This is a genomic window from Armatimonadota bacterium (genome assembly GCA_018268395.1).
Classification (GTDB): Bacteria; Armatimonadota; Fimbriimonadia; order Fimbriimonadales; family Fimbriimonadaceae; genus JAEURO01.
Window position 1 is genome coordinate 15,210 of sequence record JAFDWQ010000006.1, and the last position, 19,254, is coordinate 34,463.

At 62.0% G+C, this 19,254-nt stretch carries 15 protein-coding genes; 8 read left to right on the forward strand and 7 right to left on the reverse strand.

The window, feature by feature from the left end; genetic code table 11:
• The 3 genes from JST30_11690 (at position 1) to JST30_11700 (ending at position 3,172) form a co-directional block, all read left to right on the forward strand.
• Positions 1 to 1,002, forward strand: a complete 1,002-nt coding sequence (locus JST30_11690) for an ABC transporter permease (GenBank protein ID MBS1714986.1) — start codon at positions 1 to 3, stop codon at positions 1,000 to 1,002.
• 181 nt (positions 1,003 to 1,183) lie between these two features.
• A complete protein-coding gene (locus JST30_11695) occupies positions 1,184 to 2,065 on the forward strand; it encodes a hypothetical protein (protein MBS1714987.1) in 882 nt (293 codons plus the stop codon).
• Between the two features lie 99 nt (positions 2,066 to 2,164).
• Entirely contained in the window at positions 2,165 to 3,172 is a 1,008-nt protein-coding gene (locus JST30_11700; GenBank protein ID MBS1714988.1) for an ABC transporter substrate-binding protein, read from the forward strand.
• Positions 3,173 to 3,208: 36 nt separating this feature from the next.
• Here JST30_11700 and JST30_11705 read toward each other — a convergent pair whose 3' ends face one another.
• The 6 genes from JST30_11705 to JST30_11730 all read right to left on the reverse strand — a co-directional run bounded on the left by JST30_11705 (position 3,209) and on the right by JST30_11730 (position 10,386).
• Positions 3,209 to 3,880, reverse strand: coding sequence for a DUF1080 domain-containing protein (locus tag JST30_11705; GenBank protein ID MBS1714989.1), 672 nt, complete (start codon positions 3,878 to 3,880; stop codon positions 3,209 to 3,211).
• 49 nt (positions 3,881 to 3,929) lie between these two features.
• On the reverse strand, positions 3,930 to 5,261 hold the full coding sequence (gene clpX / locus JST30_11710; protein MBS1714990.1) for an ATP-dependent Clp protease ATP-binding subunit ClpX: 1,332 nt from the start codon (positions 5,259 to 5,261) through the stop codon (positions 3,930 to 3,932).
• 20 nt (positions 5,262 to 5,281) lie between these two features.
• Positions 5,282 to 5,881 carry an ATP-dependent Clp protease proteolytic subunit gene (locus JST30_11715; protein MBS1714991.1) on the reverse strand — a complete coding sequence of 200 codons (600 nt, stop codon included), beginning with the start codon at positions 5,879 to 5,881 and terminating at the stop codon, positions 5,282 to 5,284.
• Between the two features lie 581 nt (positions 5,882 to 6,462).
• Positions 6,463 to 7,281: a carbohydrate ABC transporter permease gene (locus tag JST30_11720; GenBank protein ID MBS1714992.1), complete on the reverse strand. Its 819-nt coding sequence runs from the start codon at positions 7,279 to 7,281 to the stop codon at positions 6,463 to 6,465.
• Positions 7,278 to 8,162 (reverse strand): sugar ABC transporter permease, encoded by an 885-nt coding sequence (locus JST30_11725; GenBank protein MBS1714993.1) that lies wholly within the window; start codon positions 8,160 to 8,162, stop codon positions 7,278 to 7,280. The genes JST30_11720 and JST30_11725 overlap by 4 nt, the downstream gene beginning before the upstream one ends.
• A 37-nt stretch (positions 8,163 to 8,199) precedes the next feature.
• Complete coding sequence (locus JST30_11730) at positions 8,200 to 10,386, reverse strand: alpha-galactosidase (protein ID MBS1714994.1); 2,187 nt, start codon at positions 10,384 to 10,386, stop codon at positions 8,200 to 8,202.
• A gap of 36 nt (positions 10,387 to 10,422) precedes the next feature.
• On the opposite strand from JST30_11730, the gene JST30_11735 reads away from it, so the two are divergent.
• From JST30_11735 to JST30_11745, 3 genes are all read left to right on the forward strand, one after another.
• On the forward strand, positions 10,423 to 13,170 hold the full coding sequence (locus JST30_11735) for a hypothetical protein (GenBank protein MBS1714995.1): 2,748 nt from the start codon (positions 10,423 to 10,425) through the stop codon (positions 13,168 to 13,170).
• 163 nt (positions 13,171 to 13,333) lie between these two features.
• Positions 13,334 to 13,966, forward strand: coding sequence for a PEP-CTERM sorting domain-containing protein (locus tag JST30_11740; GenBank protein ID MBS1714996.1), 633 nt, complete (start codon positions 13,334 to 13,336; stop codon positions 13,964 to 13,966).
• Between the two features lie 359 nt (positions 13,967 to 14,325).
• Complete coding sequence (locus JST30_11745) at positions 14,326 to 14,733, forward strand: hypothetical protein (GenBank protein ID MBS1714997.1); 408 nt, start codon at positions 14,326 to 14,328, stop codon at positions 14,731 to 14,733.
• A gap of 42 nt (positions 14,734 to 14,775) precedes the next feature.
• On the opposite strand, the gene JST30_11750 is transcribed toward JST30_11745, so the two are convergent.
• Entirely contained in the window at positions 14,776 to 15,444 is a 669-nt protein-coding gene (locus JST30_11750) for a prolyl oligopeptidase family serine peptidase (GenBank protein MBS1714998.1), read from the reverse strand.
• Positions 15,445 to 15,567: 123 nt separating this feature from the next.
• On the opposite strand from JST30_11750, the gene JST30_11755 reads away from it, so the two are divergent.
• Both JST30_11755 and JST30_11760 read left to right on the forward strand, forming a co-directional pair.
• Complete coding sequence (locus tag JST30_11755; protein ID MBS1714999.1) at positions 15,568 to 17,433, forward strand: WD40 repeat domain-containing protein; 1,866 nt, start codon at positions 15,568 to 15,570, stop codon at positions 17,431 to 17,433.
• A 7-nt stretch (positions 17,434 to 17,440) separates the two neighbouring features.
• The gene (locus JST30_11760) at positions 17,441 to 19,246 is read left to right on the forward strand and encodes a hypothetical protein (GenBank protein MBS1715000.1); all 1,806 of its coding nucleotides are present in this window, start codon (positions 17,441 to 17,443) and stop codon (positions 19,244 to 19,246) included.
• The last annotated feature ends 8 nt before the right edge of the window (positions 19,247 to 19,254 follow it).

The following is a 19,254-nucleotide window of genomic DNA, read 5'->3' on the forward strand; positions in this document are numbered from 1 at the left end:
GTGAAGGGACTTGGCCCGTTCTTGCAGAAGTACGGCGTCCTCGTAGCGTTCGCCGCCCTCGTCGTCTTCAATTCGGTCTGGCAACCCGACCTGTTCCTCCGTCCCGAGAACCTTCGGAACCTCCTGAACCAGAACGCGGCCGTCGGAATGGTCGCTGTTGGCATGACGATGGTCATCATCGCCGGCGGCATCGACCTTTCGGTCGGGAGCCTGATGGCCGTCGCCGCGTGCCTCGGAGTCAAAGTGATGAACGACGCCGTAACGGGTGGTCGTCCGGAAGGAGCGGCGGTCGCTCTGGCGGTCGTCGTCTGCATCGTCGCGGCGACGGTCGGGGGCCTCGTCAACGGCCTCCTCGTCACCGTCGGGCGCGTGACTCCGTTCATCGCGACCCTCGGCGGACTGGTGGGGTACCGGTCCCTCGCGTTGGTCCTCGCCGACGGCGGTGAGATCCGTTCTCAAAGCCCGACGGTCCTTCCCGCGATCGGCCAGACCGGTCCAAAGATCCCGTTTTTGACGAACGCTCAAGGTCAACCCCTCGAGTTCAATTGGCCGATCTTGGCCTTCATCCTCGTCTCCGTGGCCGGCGGCCTCCTCCTTTCGAGAACCGTCTTTGGCCGGAACGTCATCGCGGTCGGCGCCAATGAGGAAGCCGCTTACCTCGCCGGGATCCGGACGCCTGCGGTCAAACTGGGCACTTACGTGTTGCTCGGTCTGTTCGCCGGCATCGCGGCCATCGGGCTCGCCGGTCGGATGAACTCGGTCGCTTCGGCCCAGGTCGGGCTCTACTACGAACTGGACGCCATCGCGGCCGTCGCTATCGGAGGGACGACGATGGCGGGCGGATACGGCCGTGTTTGGGGCACCGTCGTCGGGGTCTTGATCTTAGGGATCATCACCAACATGCTCGTCACGAGCGGGGTCTCACCGTATTGGCAGGGCTTCGTCAAAGGCGTCATCATCCTGCTCGCCGTTTTGATCCAGCGCGGTCAGTCGTCCCGCTGAAAGTCGTGCGTCAGCTCGTGTCCGACGATTCGAGGACACCGTAAGCCCGACTTGTCGAGCGACCCTGAACGAGGGACACTCAGAAGGGCCTGGTGCGAAAGTCGCGTCGACCCGTTCGGCACCGAGGGCCGCCCAAGCCCGTAAAGCCCGCGCACCCCTTTGCGCGAGGAAGGAAACGGACATGAACAAGGCGAGAGGACTCGTATGCGGGGCTGTCCTTTGCGGACTCGCTCCGTGGGCTACGGCCCAACAGTGGTACCAAGGCGATTCGATCCGAAGCGGGTTGCTCGACGTTTCGAACTTGTACTATTCGCAAGCCAACTTCGGGGGAACGCTCCTCAAAGAGGCGTCCGACCCGGACTTCTACATCAACCGGTTCGCGGTCACACCTGGCCGGAACTGGAACGGCGCGATCGGGCTCGAAGAGGTCGGATCGTTCAACGGCAATCCGCTCGGGACGCTCGTTTCGGGCCAGGTACAGACGTACTTCACCGCCGCCACCCACTTTGGCTCCGTCGACCCCAACGTGCCTGTCGGCGTCTACGACTTCACGCTTGAGGTCCTTGGGGGGCAAACGGACGCTTCGATGGACGTCTTAGCGACTTGGGACTACCGGCTCGACGTCCGCCCGAGGCTCGACCTCTCGGTGAGCGGATCGCTCGACAAAGCGTCCGTTTCGACGGGCGAAACCGTCCGTTTGTCCATGACCGTCGAAAACGTCGGGCCCGACGCGGCGGTCACGACGACCTGGTACGTCCGGGGCGGGCCGGACACGGCCGCCGAGAACATGGAGTGGGGTTGGGAGTTCGATCCCGGCTGGTGGGACGTTCCTTTGGACACAGGTGTCCCTGTCACCAGGCTCCATTCGTCCTACACGCCACAAGGTTGGACGGCCAACGGTCATTACCGGACACCCGGTGGCGTGATCGCGGGCTTCCACCACGGCGACGAGCACATGGTCGAGTTCTCGAACGATCCCGGGTTCGACGTCGTTCCGGATCCGATGACGGCCGGTCTCTTCGCCGTCGCGGTCGCGGGGCTTGCGGCTCGCCGTCGACGCTGACCGCCGTCGCCGGGCCCCGATACGGTCGGCTCGGGGTCCGGCATAGCCAAACGAGTCCGCGAAGTGCCAAGATCGGGCCCTGATATGAGGACACGCTCGATGGCAAAAGGATGGATTCTCGGCCTGACCCTGGCCGGCCTTTTGGCGGCAGGTTGTTCGCCGACCCCGGCGCCCGCAGGCGGCGCCGCGACGACCGGAGGCTCGGCCTCGTCCGGGGCAAGCGGGAAGAAGATCAAGATCGGCGTCTCGATCCCGGCCGCCGACCACGGTTGGACGGCCGGAGTCAACTACTGGGCCCAAGAAGCGAGCAAGCTCTATCCCGACGTCGAGTGGATCATCAGTCCGGCCCAGACACCGGAAAAGCAGATCGCAGACATGGAGACGATGCTGACGAAGGGCGTCGACGGCATGGTCGTCCTGGCGACCGAGAGCGCCCCGATCACCCCGGCCGCAAAGAAGGTCCACGAGCGCGGGGTGTTCCTCGTGAACGTCGACCGTGGATTCCTGGAACCCGTCGCGGACGTCTTCCTGGAGGGCGACAACAAGGCGTTCGGGCGGAAGTCGGCCGAGTACATGGTCCAAAAGATGAACGGCCAGGGCAAGGTCCTCATCTTACGGGGCATCCCGTGTACGGTCGACACCGACCGTTACAACGCGGCTATGGAAGTCTTCAAGGCGAGTCCTGGCATCCAGGTGCTCGACGCCCAGAGCGGGATGTGGAACAAACAAAAGGCCCAGGAGGTCACTCAGACCCTCCTGCTGAAACATCCCGAAGTCGACGCGATCTGGGCGAGCGACGACGACATGGCCCTCGGCGCGGAACTGGCCCTGAAGGAAGCAGGCCGTGCCGACAAGGTCTGGATGCTCGGCGGAGCAGGCATGAAAGACGTCGTCAAGCGGGTCATGGACGGGGACAAGATGTTCCCGGCCGACATCACTTACCCGCCTTCGATGATCGCGACCGGAATGTCCATCGCCGTATCGGCGCTGAACGGCGGCAATCTGGACAAGAAGCGCCCGTTCCTTCCCCGGCACCTGATGCTCGACGTCGAACTCGTCACGCCGGACAACGCGAAGAACTACTACTTCCCCGACTCGGTCTATTGACCTTGTTCAGGCTCCGGGCCGGCAACGGTCCGGAGCCTAGCCCAACTCGCGGACCTGGATCGACCGGTACTCGACCCGGTTGCCATGGTCCTGAAGGACGATGTGGCCCTTTGCGACTTTGCCGTAATTCGGATGGTCCGAGAACTTAGCCTTGTGGGCCCGCTCTTTCCAGTCGGTTGAACCTAGCTCGTACGTAACGACCTTCACGCCGTTCAGCCAGTGCTCGACGTGGTTCCCTTTGCAGACGATCCGCACAGCGTTCCACTCGTCCGCCGGCTTGACCGTCGTCTGGGAACACGGATACATGGCATAGCAGGCTCCGGCCGACGTCAGCGGGCTCCGGCCGTCAGGATGTTTGGCATTGTCGAGGACCTGCATTTCCGGCCCCGTGAACCAGGCTGCCCGTTCGGACTCGTCGACGCGGTACATGATCCCCGAGTTTCCGCCCGCCTCGATGCGCCACTCCAGCCTCAACTCAAAGTCGCCGAACGTGCCGTCGGTCGCGATGTCGCCGCCTTGTCCGTCGCGGCAGCTCAAAACGCCGCCTTCGGCTTTCCAGCCTGGCCCGATCTTTTCGCCGCCATAGCCGTGCCAGCCGGCCAACGTGTGCCCGTCGAAGAGGAGACGGAACGGCCGGGGTGCGCCATAGTCCTCGATCGGGTCCTGGGCGACGGCGAGAAGGGCAAGGGCGGCAAAAACGACAGGCATCGGTGCATTGTCGCACACCGATGCCTGTCCGGACCGACCTTCTCGAGGACTAGCTCGCCGCGCGGAGGTCTTCCGCGTTCAGGAGCAAAGGCTTGGTCCCTTCGGTCAGGACGCCCGCCGGGACGACGACACGTTTGACGTCGTCGTTGCTCGGGACCTCGTACATGACCTCGAGCATGACCTGCTCGATGATCGACCTCAGGGCCCGGGCGCCTGTCTTCCGGCGCAGCGCCTCTTGAGCGATCTCCCGGAGAGCCCCCGGTTCGACTTCGAGGCCGACACCATCGAGTTCGAAGAACTTCGAATACTGCTTGAGGATCGCGTTCTTCGGTTCGGTCAAGATCGTGATGAGCGAGTCCTCGTCGAGCTCGTCCAAAGTCGTGATGACGGGAAGTCGGCCGATGAACTCGGGAATGAGACCGAATTTGAGCAAGTCTTCTGGGGTGACGTTGCGCAAAACGTCTTTTGTCCGCTCGACCTTGCTCTGAGGCTCTGCCCGGAAGCCCATGACGTTCTCCTTTTGCCTGCGGAGGATGATCTCGCCCAGGCCCTCGAACGCACCGCCGCAGACGAAGAGGATGTGCTTGGTGTCGATCTGGATGTACTCTTGCTGCGGGTGCTTCCGCCCGCCGCCTGGCGGCACGTTGGCGACCGTCCCTTCCAGAATCTTCAGCAACGCCTGCTGGACGCCTTCCCCGCTCACGTCCCGAGTGATCGACGGATTGTCGCCTTTGCGACCGATCTTGTCGATCTCGTCGACGTAGATGATGCCTTGCTCGCAGAGTTCCTTCGCGTTTCGAGGATCCATCTGTTCCGCAGATTGCCAAAGTTTAAGCAGGATGTTCTCGACGTCCTCTCCGACGTAACCCGCTTCGGTGAGCGCGGTCGCGTCGGCGATGGCGAACGGGACTTGGAGCATCCGGGCGAGCGTCTGCGCTAGGAGAGTCTTGCCAGAACCCGTCGGACCGACCATCAGGATGTTGCTCTTTTGAAGCTCCACTCCAGATTCGTCGGTGTCGTGGATGCGTTTGTAGTGGTTGTAGACCGCGACGCTCAACGCCCGCTTCGCGTTTTCTTGGCCGATGACGTATTGGTCCAAGAACGAGACGATTTCCTTCGGCTTCGGAAGCTTGGCCAGCCTCGGTGCCGACGGGGCCGTGGCGCCGCCGGCGCCCGCACCGGCCGCCGCTTTCGACTTGGCCGTTTCGGACCCTTGCTTCGGTTCCCGGGGTGCCCCGCCTTCGTTCTGAAGGATGTCGTTACACAGATCGATACAATCCGAGCAGACAGCGCCGTGAAGGCCCACGATCAGTTTCGGGACTTGTTCTTTGGCCTTTCCGCACAGGCAACAGCGGTCGCGCCGCTCGTCAGGTTTCGCCATATTCGCGTCCTACCTTCCTATTATCGCGCACCCGGCTTCAAAACTTTATCCACCAAGCCGTATTCCAGCGACTCATCGGCCGACATAAAGTGGTCGCGGTCGCAATCCTTCTTGACCTGCTCCGTAGATTTACCGGTCGCCTCGGACAGAATTTTCATGAGGATGTCCATATAACGGTCGGCCTCCTGGATCGCGATCTTCATGTCGGCCACGGTGCCCTGGGCGCCGCCGCTGACCTGATGGATCATCACCCGGGCGTTTTCTAGACAGAACCTCTTTCCTTTTTTGCCGCCGGCAAGCAGCACTGCTCCCATGCTCGCGGCCTGACCGACGCAGAAGGTCGCCACATCGGGCTTGATCATCTGCATCGTGTCGAACACGGCCAGACCCGCACTGACGCTCCCTCCGGGGCTATGGATGTAAAACTCGATGTCCTTGTCGGGGTCTTCCTTTTCCAAGAAAAGGAGCTGGGCGATCAGCAGGTTGGAGACATAGTCGTCGATGGCCGTCCCGAGAAAGACGATCCGGTCTTTCAGGAGCCGCGACCAGATGTCGTAACTACGCTCGCCGCGCGCGGTCTGTTCGATGACGAAGGGAACGCCCATGCCGACTTCTTTCATGTTCTCTTCCTAGTGTACTTGCCAGGTCGCAGTTCCCTACGGCCCGGGACGCCGCCCCCGAACGGGCCGGCTATAGGGATTGTCGGTCGGTCCGGCGGGGCGGCACACCTTGGACTTCGGCTATCGGTCGGGCCGCAAAAAAATGGCGGCCCGAAGGCCGCCAATGTCTCTTCACCCTAAGGTCCGTGGACCTTAAGCCTTGTTGTCATCTGGAATGGACGTCCGGGTCCGACCGGTGTTCAATCCGGAGCCATAAGAACGGAATAAGAACCTCCTATCCCTCTCTGAGGTGGCTCTGCCGGACGCCCACAGGGAGAGGCTGGCACCGACCGTCGCACCGAACACCGACCGGACGAAACCTCCGGGAGGCTCGCGCAAAACCGTGTGCGTCACGAACCCGACGACGAAGGCCGAGGCATCCAAGGAGCATCGTCGTCGACACCCTTTCGGCTCGTTCCGGTCGCCCGGCACGAGGGCCTTTGGCGATCGCGCCGGCGATCAAACCGACCAGGAGGTAGGAGACCAAGGGGAACACGGTCCGTACCGCGACCCAAGGCCGATCCGGGTTTCAGGACGAGGCGTCAACCTTTGACGGCGCCCGCGAGCATGGCTTCGTGGATGCGGTCCCGGAAGAACCAGTACACGACCAAGACGGGGACCATCACGATCACCAGGCCGGCGAACAGGGCGCCCCAGTCACTCTGGTACTGCTGCGTCGTCGTCAGGTTCGCGATGCCGAGCGGCAAGGTCTTGTTCTCGGGCCTCGTCATGAAGACCAGGGCCAGGTTGTACTCGTTCCACAGGCCGATCCCGTCGAAAATGCCGACGACGATCAGTCCAGGTTTGGCCAGTGGAAGCATGATCTTCCAAAACGTTTTCGAGTGCCCGCAACCGTCCATGCGCGCTGCTTCCATCAACTCGTTGGGGAGCGCCTGGAAGAAGCCGGTCAGCACGAAGATCGTGAAGGACAGCGAGTACGCGACGTAGACCGCGATCAACCCCGACATCCGGTCGAGCATCTGCATGTCGCGGAGCAAAAAGAAGAGGGGGACGATGACCAGGAAATGGGGGAACATCATCTGCCCCATGAACACCGTCTGGACCAGTTTCGAACCCCGGAACGGGTACTTCGCCAAGACGTACGCCGCCATCGCGCTGATCGGGAGGAGTAGCACGAGCGATCCCGCTGTAGCGACCATGCTGTTGACGAACGCCTTGTCGATCCCGGCCTCCCGCCAGGCATGACCGTAGTTCTCCCAATGGAGCACGGTCGGTAGTTCCCACGGCGATCCGAGGATCCGGTCGCCCGTCTTGAGCGACGACCATCCGACCCACAGCAGGGGCACGAGAACGGCCAGAACGAACAGGCCGAGCACGGCGTTGACGAGCACTTTCTTCATGCCCTTCTCTCCGTCGGGTCTTTGCGGAAGACGGTCAGGACGGCAAGGGACAACACCAGGATCACGACGAAGTTGCCGACCGCCATCGCTGTCGCGTATCCGAACTGCGAGTTCATGAACGCTTGTTCGTACAGGTAGGTCAGCATGACCTCGCTCTTCCGGTCCGGCCCCCCGCGGGTCATCAGGAAGACGAGGGCGAAGACGTTCATCACGTTGACGATCAGATAGACCGCCGCGACCCGTTTCACCGACCACAAGAGCGGCCAAGTCACCTTCCAGAACCGGTGCAGGCCATGGGAACCGTCAAGTTCGGCCGCCTCGAAGACGTCCGCCGATACCGACTGGATGCCCGCGGCGAACAACATGACGTAGAAGCCGGCGACGTACCAGACGAACGCCACGCCGACCGCTCCCAACGCCGTTTTCGGATCGCCGAGCCACGTCTGGCTCAGTCCCTTGAGCCCGACTGCGGCAAGTCCTCCGTTCAAGAGGCCCTGAGGATTGAAGACGAACTGCCACAACACCGCGACGACGACCAGGGAGATGACTTGGGGGAAGAGGTAGACCGCCCGCAAAGCCTTCGCCATCGGTCCGCCTGTTCGGAGGGCATGGGCTAAGGCGACGGACACGGACATCACGACGAGCCCGCCGACGATCAAGAGCCAGAGGTTGTGACCGACAGCCTGCCAAAAAGTCTCGTCTTGGCCGAGCTTTTGGAAGTTCTCGAAACCGACGAACTTCCGGTTCATGGAAAGGCCGCGCCACCGATAGCCCGAAAACTGCACCGCTTGGACGAACGGCACGACCACGAACCAACCGTAAAGCAACGCGGCCGGCGCCAGAAACGCCGCAATGAACCCGTTCCTCCCTCGGCGCTCCATCGTCCCGGACAGGATTATGCCAGGTCGACGTGAGCCTTCACTTGAACGTCGCCCAGCGCATACCCCGCGCCGGAACGTTCCATCGGATCCTGCACGCCCCTTCCGGACCGACCGCGATTTTTGAGGGCTTCGACCCCTCGAACGCCACGGTCGCGGAACCTCGAAGGCCCGAGTAGCGGAGCGGGACCGTCAGCTCCTCCTCGACGTCTTCGGACGTCGGGTTCCAACTCAGGAGCATCGCCTTGATCGGGCCTCGCGGATCGACGTGCAGGACGTAGTCCGTCCCTCGACCGTCCGGGCGCCGGAGATGGACGACGTCCGCTTCGAGGATCTGCCGGTGTTCCTTGAACCATGAGACCCACTTCACGACCGCAGTCTTCACTTCCGGCGTGTCGTAGAGCCTCGGGCCCCGATAGCAGGCTTGGGCGCCGAATCCGAAATTGGCCGCAAAGTGCCGCTCGTAATCGGCGAGGTGCTCGTGCAAGGGTTCGATGGTCGCAGCCGGGCCACCGCCCTGATACTCCACGAGCGGCACCATCATCCACCCCATGCTCGGCGTCTTTTCCCATGTTCCGTCGAACAAGTTCTGGCGGGCGTGGACGTGTTGTTGTTCACGCGGCAGCGACCAGTTGCTTTCGCGGTACCCCATGCCCGTTTTGTTAGACCCTTGCAGGAAATAGTTGTCCGGAACGTTGAGGAACACGCCGCGGGCCCGGCACCAGTGATAGAACTCCGAAACGGTGGCGAACTGCGTCCACTGGGAGTCTTCATAGCCTCGGTGCCCGGGATGGGCGGTACTCGCGCAGACGTCGCCAGGATAGCTTCCGTCGTGCTCCAGAAGGTCGAACCCGGTCTGTTCGATGAACGTTCTCAGCTTTTGGAAATACGACTGCCCCCAAGCCGATCCAAGGCACGGCGAGCTGCCGAAAACGGCACCTCCCGGCTTGCCTGTCGTCTTATCGATCACGTCCGTCTCTGGTCCGACGCTCCGACTGGCCAAAAGCGAGTACCCCCCGAGCTCGAGGCCCTTCCGGTGCGCATCGTCGACCAGTTCCTTCCATTTTTTAATGTTCGTCGGCGAAAGGTCCTCCATATCGAGCCCAGACCAGAACGAAATCACGACCATTTCGAAACCGCACTCGGACGCCTGGTCGATCGCGGTTCGGACGACCTGGGGATCACTTGACGTCAGGTGGAGCATGATCGGGTTCTCGAGGCACCAAGGCGCCAACAGCCGGTGCATCCGGCGGACCTGAAGGCCCTTGCGTTCGCGGTCGGTCGAGTCGTGAAGCAGTTCGAACACCCGGAAAGTCGAAAACGACCCTCCTGGAACGATGTCTGTTCCTGGCCCGACCGGACTCGAGACCTCTAAGAGGCACGGCGTCTTCAGATCGTAGTTGACCTGGGTCTTGTATTCGGGGTCCGGAAGCCAATTGACGGCCCGGTTCGAAGCCCCCATCGACATCCCGGCGAAGGTGTAGTCCGTCGTGACGGTCATGTTCGGGACGCGCCACGTCGGTTGGAAGTCGACGGTCGACTCGGCTTCGACCACGGCCAGTACTTCGGCTTTGAACGAGTCGATGCGCGCCGTCTGCCGGGTTCCGTTGGTCACAGAAACACGCTTCATGAACACCGGAAGCCCGTCGTACAGTTCGTAAACGACTTTCGCTTGCCAGCCCTTGAACTTACCGGTACCTTCAAAGTCGAGGGTCAGCGACCGTCCCCGAGGGGGCCAATCGGCGTCCGTGGTCGGAAACGACCCGGTGACGCCCGCCTCGCGTCTTCGGACGGATCTCGGCTTCCAGTCGAAACGCTTTTGGACGGACGCCTCGCTCCATCCGACGAATTGCAGGGACATGGGGTCGGGCTTTAAGTCGGGGAGCCAGTCCGGGGACAAATAGGCATGGTCGCGTAGCCCGACGACCCCACCGACCGACACGGGACGACCGTCCACGACGAACGTCGCCTCCGGTCGGAGCGACCTCAAGAACTCTTCTCCCGTCGTCATGTTCTTCAGGCTTAAGGTCGTCCCGTTGTGGACCGTCGAAACGACTCTCCGGACGATCCCGTTCGAGAGCTCGAGCCTGCCTGAACTCCGGTCGAACGTGACGACGGCCGGTGCGGGGTGGATGTCCAGCATCCAGTCCGGTTCTGAGCGGGTAGCGGCTAGGGTCATGGCTGAAGCGGCGAGGATCCAAGATCCGAACATGTCTCGTCTCGGCATTATCCCGATACGGCGTGCACAGGCCAAACTGACCGAGTGCTCATCGCTATTCCTGCGGCCGCCGTCATCGGTTTCACGAAGCCCCAAGCTTGGGCGACCGGATTTTCGTCGAGAGACCTGATCCCATTGGTCGTCGACGTCAATGGAGACGGGCGCGCCGATATCGTACGCGTCGGCGGAAAGGGGGATTCGTTCATCGATGCCGCCACGACGGTCGACGGCCAGAAGTGCGGCGTCCCTGTACGCGTCTTGAGCAACTGGGGCAAAGACTGTCAGGCCGCTTGTATCGTCTCCGTTCCGGGCCGAAACGGAGCCGGGGTCATGGGCTTGTCCGGCGGACGGATCTTAAGGCTGGCCGGGCCTTCCTTCAATGGCACATGGGTGGACTTCGGCGAATGGAGCCGGCTCCCTTCGGCCTTATCGTCTCCGCGCATCGCGGCGGTGGGAAAGGAGGGCGTATTGGCGTTCTCCAGGACCGACGGCCGAGGTTTCTTCCTGTCCTTGAAGGACAGGAGCTTCCGTCCGATCGTCCTTCCGGACAAGACGACGTGGATCGGTGACAGGGGCGACGTCCTTGTCGCGGCGGGCCGCGACGGAAAGTTGACCGCACTCGACCGCGACACGTTCCTCCCCGTCGGGTCGATCGGAACGTGCCGGCCCGGTTCCGTTCCCGCTGCCTCCGAAGGGCTTTTGGTCGCGGACGGCTCGGTCTGGACAAGCTCCGTCCGATTGAGCCTGGACCAAGGCGACTTGGCTCCTGCCGACGCGGATTTCGCGATCGGGGACGTCGACGGTAACGGGTTTCCCGACATCGTGGGGTTCCGAAACGGGTCCGAAGCCCACACGGCTCGGCTCGTCAGGATATGGCGGTCCGTTGCCGAGGGCGACCCCGACCCTGACCGGGACGGTTTGGACGCGGACGCCGAACGATCGGCCGGTTCCGACCCCATGGACCCGGACACCGACAACGATGGCCTCCTCGACGGGTGGGAAGTCCTGGGATTCCGGGGACTCGACCTTCCGAAAATTGGCTGCGACCCCGCACAGACGGACGTCGTGTGCCTCGTGTCCCGGTTCTCGACCGTCGCGGAGTCGACACTGGCGGCGGGTCTAGACCGGGTCAAGAAGTTCTACGCGGCCCTCAAGGTTCCGAACCCTAACGGTAAGACCGGCATCTTGTTCCACGCCGTGCCGTGTGAACCTGTCTCCGAAGCCGACCAGAAGAACCCTTGGTGGGCGAACCGGGACAAAGTCCGGCCCGCGAACTGGAAAGGTCTCGTCCATTGGATGCAAGTCACGCCGGGAGGAGGGGGTCAAGCCGATCAGTCTGGCGACGGCGGAACCGTAGGGGTGAACGCCCTCTGGGCCGTCTTCGTCCATGAACTCGGCCACCAACTCGGTCTGGACCATGAAGGCTTTTGGAGGAACGGGCTTTGTCCCACGTACCCGAGCTTGATGAGTTACGCCTACAGCTATGCGTTCGAAGACGATTCGAACAAGATCCGGTACTCGGACGGTTCCCTGTCCGGACTCGTCCTGCGCGAAACGGACCTCGACGAAGTCCTTCCCGTGCCGATCGACAAAGTCCGGTTCTTGGAGAAAGGCCCGTACCGGTTCCGGCTGAAAGAATCAGGTCCGAACACGTTGGTCGATTGGAACTGGAACGGCGTGTTCGGTGAGCGCTACGTCCGCGCCGACATCAACACGTCTTATTCGACCAACGCAGGCCCAAGGGACGCGGTCGGGAAGACCATGGCTGCGCCGTGGCTGTTCTCCCACGCAGGCAAGACCCACGTTCTGGCGACCCTGAGGACGGACGACCCGCCCGTCGGTCGCAACCGTACTGTTTCGGCGGACCATCCTGGACGACTGGTCTCGCTTCGGTTGAAACGGCCGACGGTCTGGGAGGCGCCATTGGTCGTCGCTCAGGACGGCGTCCTGGGCGATCCGGCCGCGGCCGAACTTGAGGGCCGCGTCCACGTCTTCTATCCTACGGCGCAGGGCACCGTGACAAAGACGTGGACGGAGCGGGGTGGCGACCTCAGCGATGGGAAGACCGTCGATCCCCGGCCTGGTCTCGTCCCGACGGTCACGGTCTATGCCGGAAGGCTCTACCTTTTCCTATGGGAGCCGTCGACAGGCATCGTCCGATACACGGTCTTCGACGCGGCCGGAAAGGTCGTCCTTTCCGAGAACTTGGCCGAACGGAGCGAGGGGCCCGTCGGCGCGTGTCCTGACACGCTGAACGGCGATCTCATCGTCGCTTCGACCGAAAGGCAGGACGCAGCCCGAAGTCGGAGATGGACCGTCCGACGGTATTCGGCCTTTGCCGGACGGTTGCGGGCGAAAAGCGCGGAGAGGATCGGCGGCGACAAAGGGTCGGCCCAAGGCTCGGGCCGTTTGACGGTCTTGTTCGACGCGTCACGGGACGCCGGCCCACAGGGTCGGGTGATCGTTTACGGTCTGGGCCTGGTCTCCGACTCGGGAAGGTCTTCGTGCGCCTACGTGGCCCGACAGATCGCCGACAAGTCCGTGGGAGGCGGATGGTCCGTGCACCGGCTGTACGACGAGTGGACGCAGTCCCGCTCGGCGCCGGCGGCCGTCTGGGACGGTGACGACATCGTGTTCGCCTACCGATGGACCGGAGGTGACGCCGACGACACGCTTCACGTCGGCTATAAGGGCCTGGGGATACAGTCCGAACCGATGGCGGACCACGACGACCTGACGTTCCTGAGGACGGTCGGTATCCGAGGGTCGATCCTGTACCTCGGCGGCGGGTGACGCCTCTCGTAACCGCAAGTCTTCGTGGGTTTTGGACCGCCCTTGACCGGCCGGCCAGTAGAATTTCCGGGTTTCTTGCGGTTAAGAACTTTTTCAGGTAAGATGTTAACCTCTGAGTTTCATGCGGTCTATGGCCGCAGGGTTCATAACTGGAGGAGTATTCATGAAGAAAGTGCTTCTTATCGCGTTCGCTGCGGCTTCTGCGGCGTCGTTCGCCACTTCGATCAACTTCGACGACGGCGCGGTCAGTGAAGGCTCGACCCTCTCGAACCAGTACGCCGGCCTCGGCGTGACGTTCCTTTCGGGCGCCAACGGCCATTCGGTCCCGAACTGGGCCGGCACGAGCCAGGGCTTCGCCTCGGCCACCGACATGACGATCACGTCGACCGACGTCGGAGGCGGCCTCGGTTCGCCGATGGCGGGCAACCTGCTCCACTCGTTCGGTGGTTGGCTCGGCGAAGACGGCGATCCGGTCTTCACGATGGTCTTCTCCGGCGACGTCACCAGCTTCAGCCTCTATGCGGGCGGCATCTTTGACTCCGGTGCGACCGCTCTCTACGCGTTCAACGCGGGCGGAACGATGATCGGTTCGGTCGCCGCTGCCGGCACGAACGTGCAGCAGCTCAACCTCGGCGCCCTCGCCAACGCTCGCGAGATCGTCATGACGATCGGCGACTTCGGCGACTGGGTCGGCGCGGACAACATCGAGTTCCAGATGGTTCCGGAGCCGTTCACCATGGCGACCCTGGGCCTCGGCCTCGCCGCCATGCTCCGCCGCCGCAATAAGAAGGCGTAAGGACACTCCTTCCCAAGTTCCGGAACGACGGCCGTCCCTGGTTTCAGGGGCGGCCGTCCTCTTTTGGCCCATCGATGTTCGAAAAAACGTGAGACTTGTCCGATATCAGCCGACGATCTTTCGGCGAGACGGAAGGCACCTATCCGACAAATGAGTAGGAACCGCTCTTGTCGGACCGCCAGATCGATCCCTCTGAAAGTGATGAACAAACACACAAAAGCGAATAAACATTTGTAACCTTTGCTAACTGACAGTGCTCGGACTTTGTGTCAGCTCGGCCGTTCCGGCCCCGAAGTCGCGCCGGGACCCCCGGTGCCTTCTGGCCAACCTGGACGTTTCTATCCGTGTAGGAGGACGACATGAAAAGACTCCCCATGACATTGCTTGTCGGCACGATCATCGCTTCATCGCTGGCGCCCTATGCGGCGTGGGCCGCACCGACGGCGCCGGAACCACAGAGCCGCCACCGGAAGCAAAAGCAGGACGAATGGAAGACGCTGGGAATCGCGTCGGGCGTCGCCGCGCTCCTCGGACTTCTCAAGAAGGACGGGACCATCACGTTCCTCGGCACGGCCGGAGCCCTCTACTCGGCCTACCGCTATGAAGAGGACCGCAAGAGCTCGAGCCGGGAACGGCGCGCCCGAGCCGAGATGTTCAGCCGATCGAGCTTCACGCGCAACGGTGTCCGCTACGACCGACGCACCGTCTATCGCGGTGGCAAGAAGTACTACCAGTTCGTCAAGCACGGCCGTAACCGACACGGCTAGCTTCGAGAGAAGCACCTGGACCGCCCCGCCGGGAGCGCCTGCTTACGCGCTCCGGCGGTGGCTCGACAGCCAGGCGTAGAGTTCGCCACCCGCATAGGGCACCGACCAAGCGTCGTGCCCGGCGTCGGGATAAACGGTCGATCGGACGTCCCCGCCCGCCGCGGCGAGCGCATCCACCATCCGTTGGGTCTCTGACAAGGGCACGACCGTGTCCTTCGCTCCGTGGAACGCCCAGACCGGAGTCCGCTTCAACCTCGGGGCGAGCCGAGGGACGCCACCTCCACAGACCGGTGCAATCGCAGCGAAGCGGTCAGGTTGGTCGCACGCCAGCGCCCACGTCCCATAACCGCCCATGCTCAGTCCCGTAACGTAGATCCTCTCGCGATCGACACGATAGTCGTGCTCCACGACGTCGAGCAGGGCCTTGAGTGGAGTGACCGGCCACCAGTCTTCAACCCTTCGGCACTGCGGGGACACGACGATGAACGGCAGGTCTCGGCCCTTCTCGATCTCCCTGGGCGGTCCATGGGCTTTGACCCTTTCGAGGTCACGACCGGACTCGCCCGCACCATGGAGGAAGAGGAGCAAGGGCCAGCGGTCGCTCCCGTCCAGTCCGTAACCCGCGGGAAGGTGCAACAGGTAGTCGATCTCGACGGGCGTGCAATATTCGGTCGAGACAGTCTTCGGGACCTGACGGTCGCTACGAGTCATTTTGCGGCAGGTTACTCGACCGCTGGAATGCGTCCAAACCTGGAACAACGACGAGGCCACCATGGTCTGAACCACTAGGAGCGACCACTGTCCAAGGGCATGGCCAGGGTCGGCCAAGGGGACATGAACGCTGGGAGATTCTTCGGCATCATCGGGATGGTCGTCCTCCAGTCATCGCCTTTTGCGACCGCACAAGAGCTGCGTAGCCTCTGGCGACGACCTGCCGATACGGTCGCCCAGGGCCTGTCACAGTCGGCGGACGGTTCGACCCTTGTCGTTTCGACACCGTTCACTTACGACGTCTGGGATCGCGACGGACAAAGGCTTCGAAGGTCGATCCGTTTAGACCTTGCGCAAACTTTGAACCAGGTCGCTGTTACCCCTGACGGTTCGACGTTCTATGGCACGACCACCAATTCCTGGGACGTCGTCGGCATCGACACAAGGACGGGCGAGACCGTCGAAACACTTCCCCGCACGGGCTACTTGCCCGTCAGCACCAAGTCTTCACCGGACGGTCGCCACATTCTGATCAGGACACAACAATCGGTCGCCGTCTATCGACGCGGTGTCAAACGCCTGCTGTGGGAGCGCTACAACGCCGGGAGAGACGCCGTCGTCACGAGCGACGGCCACACCGTGATCACCTCGAACGGTCCAAGGCTTAGTTTCCGTGACATCGAGACCGGAAACGTCACGTCCTTTCGCAGCGGTGCGGTCGGTGGTGAGATCCAACTCTCGTCGAACGACCGATTTCTTCTGAACAGGGAATCTCCCACGGCCGACGTCCTCGACCTGACGACCGGTAGGACGTACAAGTTTGAGCTTTTTAAGGCTGGCCGATCGACCTTCTCCTGGGACGGCTCCACCGTGCTCATAACAGAGCGCAACGGATCGCGGTCGGTCGAGTGGGATTTCTCGGCAGGCACTTTGGTCTGGGAAGGTACTTACGAGACGGCCGTGAACCTCTCTGGGATGGCACCGGCTCCGGACGGGTCATCGTTTTACTTGAGTTCCGAAAACTGGGGCGGAACCGTCCACGTTCATGGCCGCCCTGGAGGAGGGCACCTTCGTTCCCTTTACGCTCCTGAAGTCTCGGCGATCGCCGTGAACGACTTGGACGAGTTCACTTACGTTGCGAACTTTGAAAACGCGGTGTACTCCGCGTCGATGTCGACGGGCCAGGACACGTTTCAAGAACACGTGAACGCAGGTTCCTCATGGACGGTGTCGCCACGGCAACGGTACATCGTTTGGAACGACGCGTTCATGACCCGGGTTTGGGACTGTTCTTTGAAAAGGAGCGTGTCGGCTTTCACAACCGGTGTTTGGAGCAGGTGTGCGATCGACGATACGAAAGGAACCATGACTGTCGCTACAGTCTTGGGCGCCTCGAGCCGGTTGCGGAAGTTTGATCTCTTCACGGGAGCGGTCTTGTCCCAACGGCCGCATTCGACTGCGAACGTTTATCCGACAGCCGATCCCTCTGTGCTCTGCGTGGCACGGGCGACGCGTCTTGGCTTCATCAGGGAAGGCGATCTATCGGACGTCTACGATATTCCCTTCTATGCGCCCGGAGACTGGAACATTTCCTTTTCAAGCGGCAATATTTTAGGCGCCACGGACGCGCCGTTCGGTCGGTTGGTCCTTTTCGACGCATCCGATGGTAAGCCCCTCGGTTACGTCACCGACCACTTGTTCTTATCAGAGAACGATCGCTATGCGAGGCTCGCAGGAATCGCTCCGGACGGCACGATCGTCGCCCAGGGTCCGTCGAATGCGTTGATCCGTATCGATCTCGAAGTTCCCAAAGTTATCAACGTCTGGATATTGCCGGAGCCCAAGTACGTCAGGGGTGTCTGGTTCGATCCTGCAATGTCGAGATTGATCGTCAGTTCGGACGGCCTCGAGTGCTTCGAGCTCACGTCGCTGAACGCGGGTCGTCCACTAATGTTCACCGCGAATCAAAGGACAGACACCGATCGCTGATGCATCCATGAACGTATCCTTCTTGAAACTACTCGTCTCTTCCGTGACCGTCCTCTTCTCTTATGGCTCGGTCGCACAGACGCTCCCTGTCCGCTGGCAACGCCCTCGGGCGCAAGACGTTACGGGAATCGCGTTGTCAGCGGACGGGAAAACGGCAGCTGTCACGTTACACCGCCAAGTCGACATCTGGAACGTCTCCGACTGGTCTCTCCGCTGCTCGATTCCGGTCGAATACGGCACCATCCTCGATCACGTCGGTCTGTCTCCCGACGGGACAAGGGCCTACGGAAAGGACTCGAACAGCCGATTGGTCGAATGGGACACAGGTTCAGGAAAGGTCGTAGGCTCCTTTACCGGAGCAACGTCGGTCGGACGCAGGTACCAAGTGAGCGACGATGGTCGAAGGGTGTTCGGAAGTGGTTCGAACACGTTTTACGTCGCCGATGTCGCGTCGAAAAAGGTGCTCTGGGAACGGCCCTCGTTCGGAGCGTCCGTCATGAGTCAGGACGGGCGGTTCGTGTTCCATAACGATGTCAGATGCTACAAGTTCCGCAATGCAGAGACCGGGCGACTCTTCGCCACTTATAGCCTGCCGTACTATGGGGGTGCGCTCCTCTTCTCTCCCTCTGGCCGCTACCTGGCCGCATGGTCGTCCACCAGTCTTGAGGTCATCGACTTCAAGGACATGCGGAGGTACAGAGCCTCCGACCTAACGGTCACGTGCGTCGCTTTCGCCGAAGACGAACACACCATCCTCGTTCAGGGTGACGCTCGCGGTTCGGTCGTCGCCTGGAACTTCCAAAAAGGACGCATCGACTGGGTTTCAGAAAGGCACCATGGATTGTCGTTCGAGACGGTCTTGCTTCCACACGGCGGAGGCATTCTTTCAGCGGACGGCACGATCTACGGAAGTGCCTCTCTGCGGTCGTCCGTCAACGGCCGATGGTTGATGGACTTGTACGCGCAGGATTCCCAACTCGTGACGGCATCTGACCCATCGACCGCTATCGTCGCTTCCGGATTCCGCAATGCGTTCGAGTTCTTCGACGTCAAGACAGGCGTGGGAATCGGCGAAAGCTCGGTCCCTCCCGCGTACTTCCGGGCCGTGTCACCGAACGGGCGCTATGTGGCGTCAACGGACGACGCGCTTTCTCCGAACACGTTCGTATGGGACACGCAACAGCGTCGCACCGTGTCGACCTTCAAAGCCGGGGCTTGGGAGCGCGCAGCATTGACCGATGAGGGCTCCTTCTACGTCTGCTCGAGCATCAACTTGCACCAAAAGATCCGGAGGTTTGACGTCCGGACGGGGCGACTGACCGCCGACCGGACGTTCCCGGTCTCAAACACCTATCTCACGGCTGTCCCCTACTCGGTCTGTGTCTCCAACGGAACGACCCTCACGTTCTTGAACGCCATGAGATTGGACACGGCATGGCAGATCCCCTTTTTCAACGCCGGCGACTGGAACCTCTTCTTTGCCCATGACAATTCCGCGGTCTTCTGCGACGCCTTGCCGGGAGCTGTAACGGTGCACGATCCTTGGTCTGGCGTCGAGCGGAAACGGTATTACGGTGGCTCCGGCTTGACACACGGATCCTCCAAGCTATTGGCACAGGCCCTGGACGGCTCCGTGTGGGCCGCCGTTTCCAAGCGGCGGTTTCTCCGGCTCTCCCCGGACGGTTCGACGGCGACAGGCTCTTATGAGACGACCTCTGATTCAAAGATCGTCCGTGGCGGGTGCTTCGTCGATTCAGGGCGCGGCCTTCTCGTCATGGACGGGGGGCTCGTCTGTTACGACGTTACGGAATGACGGCCCTG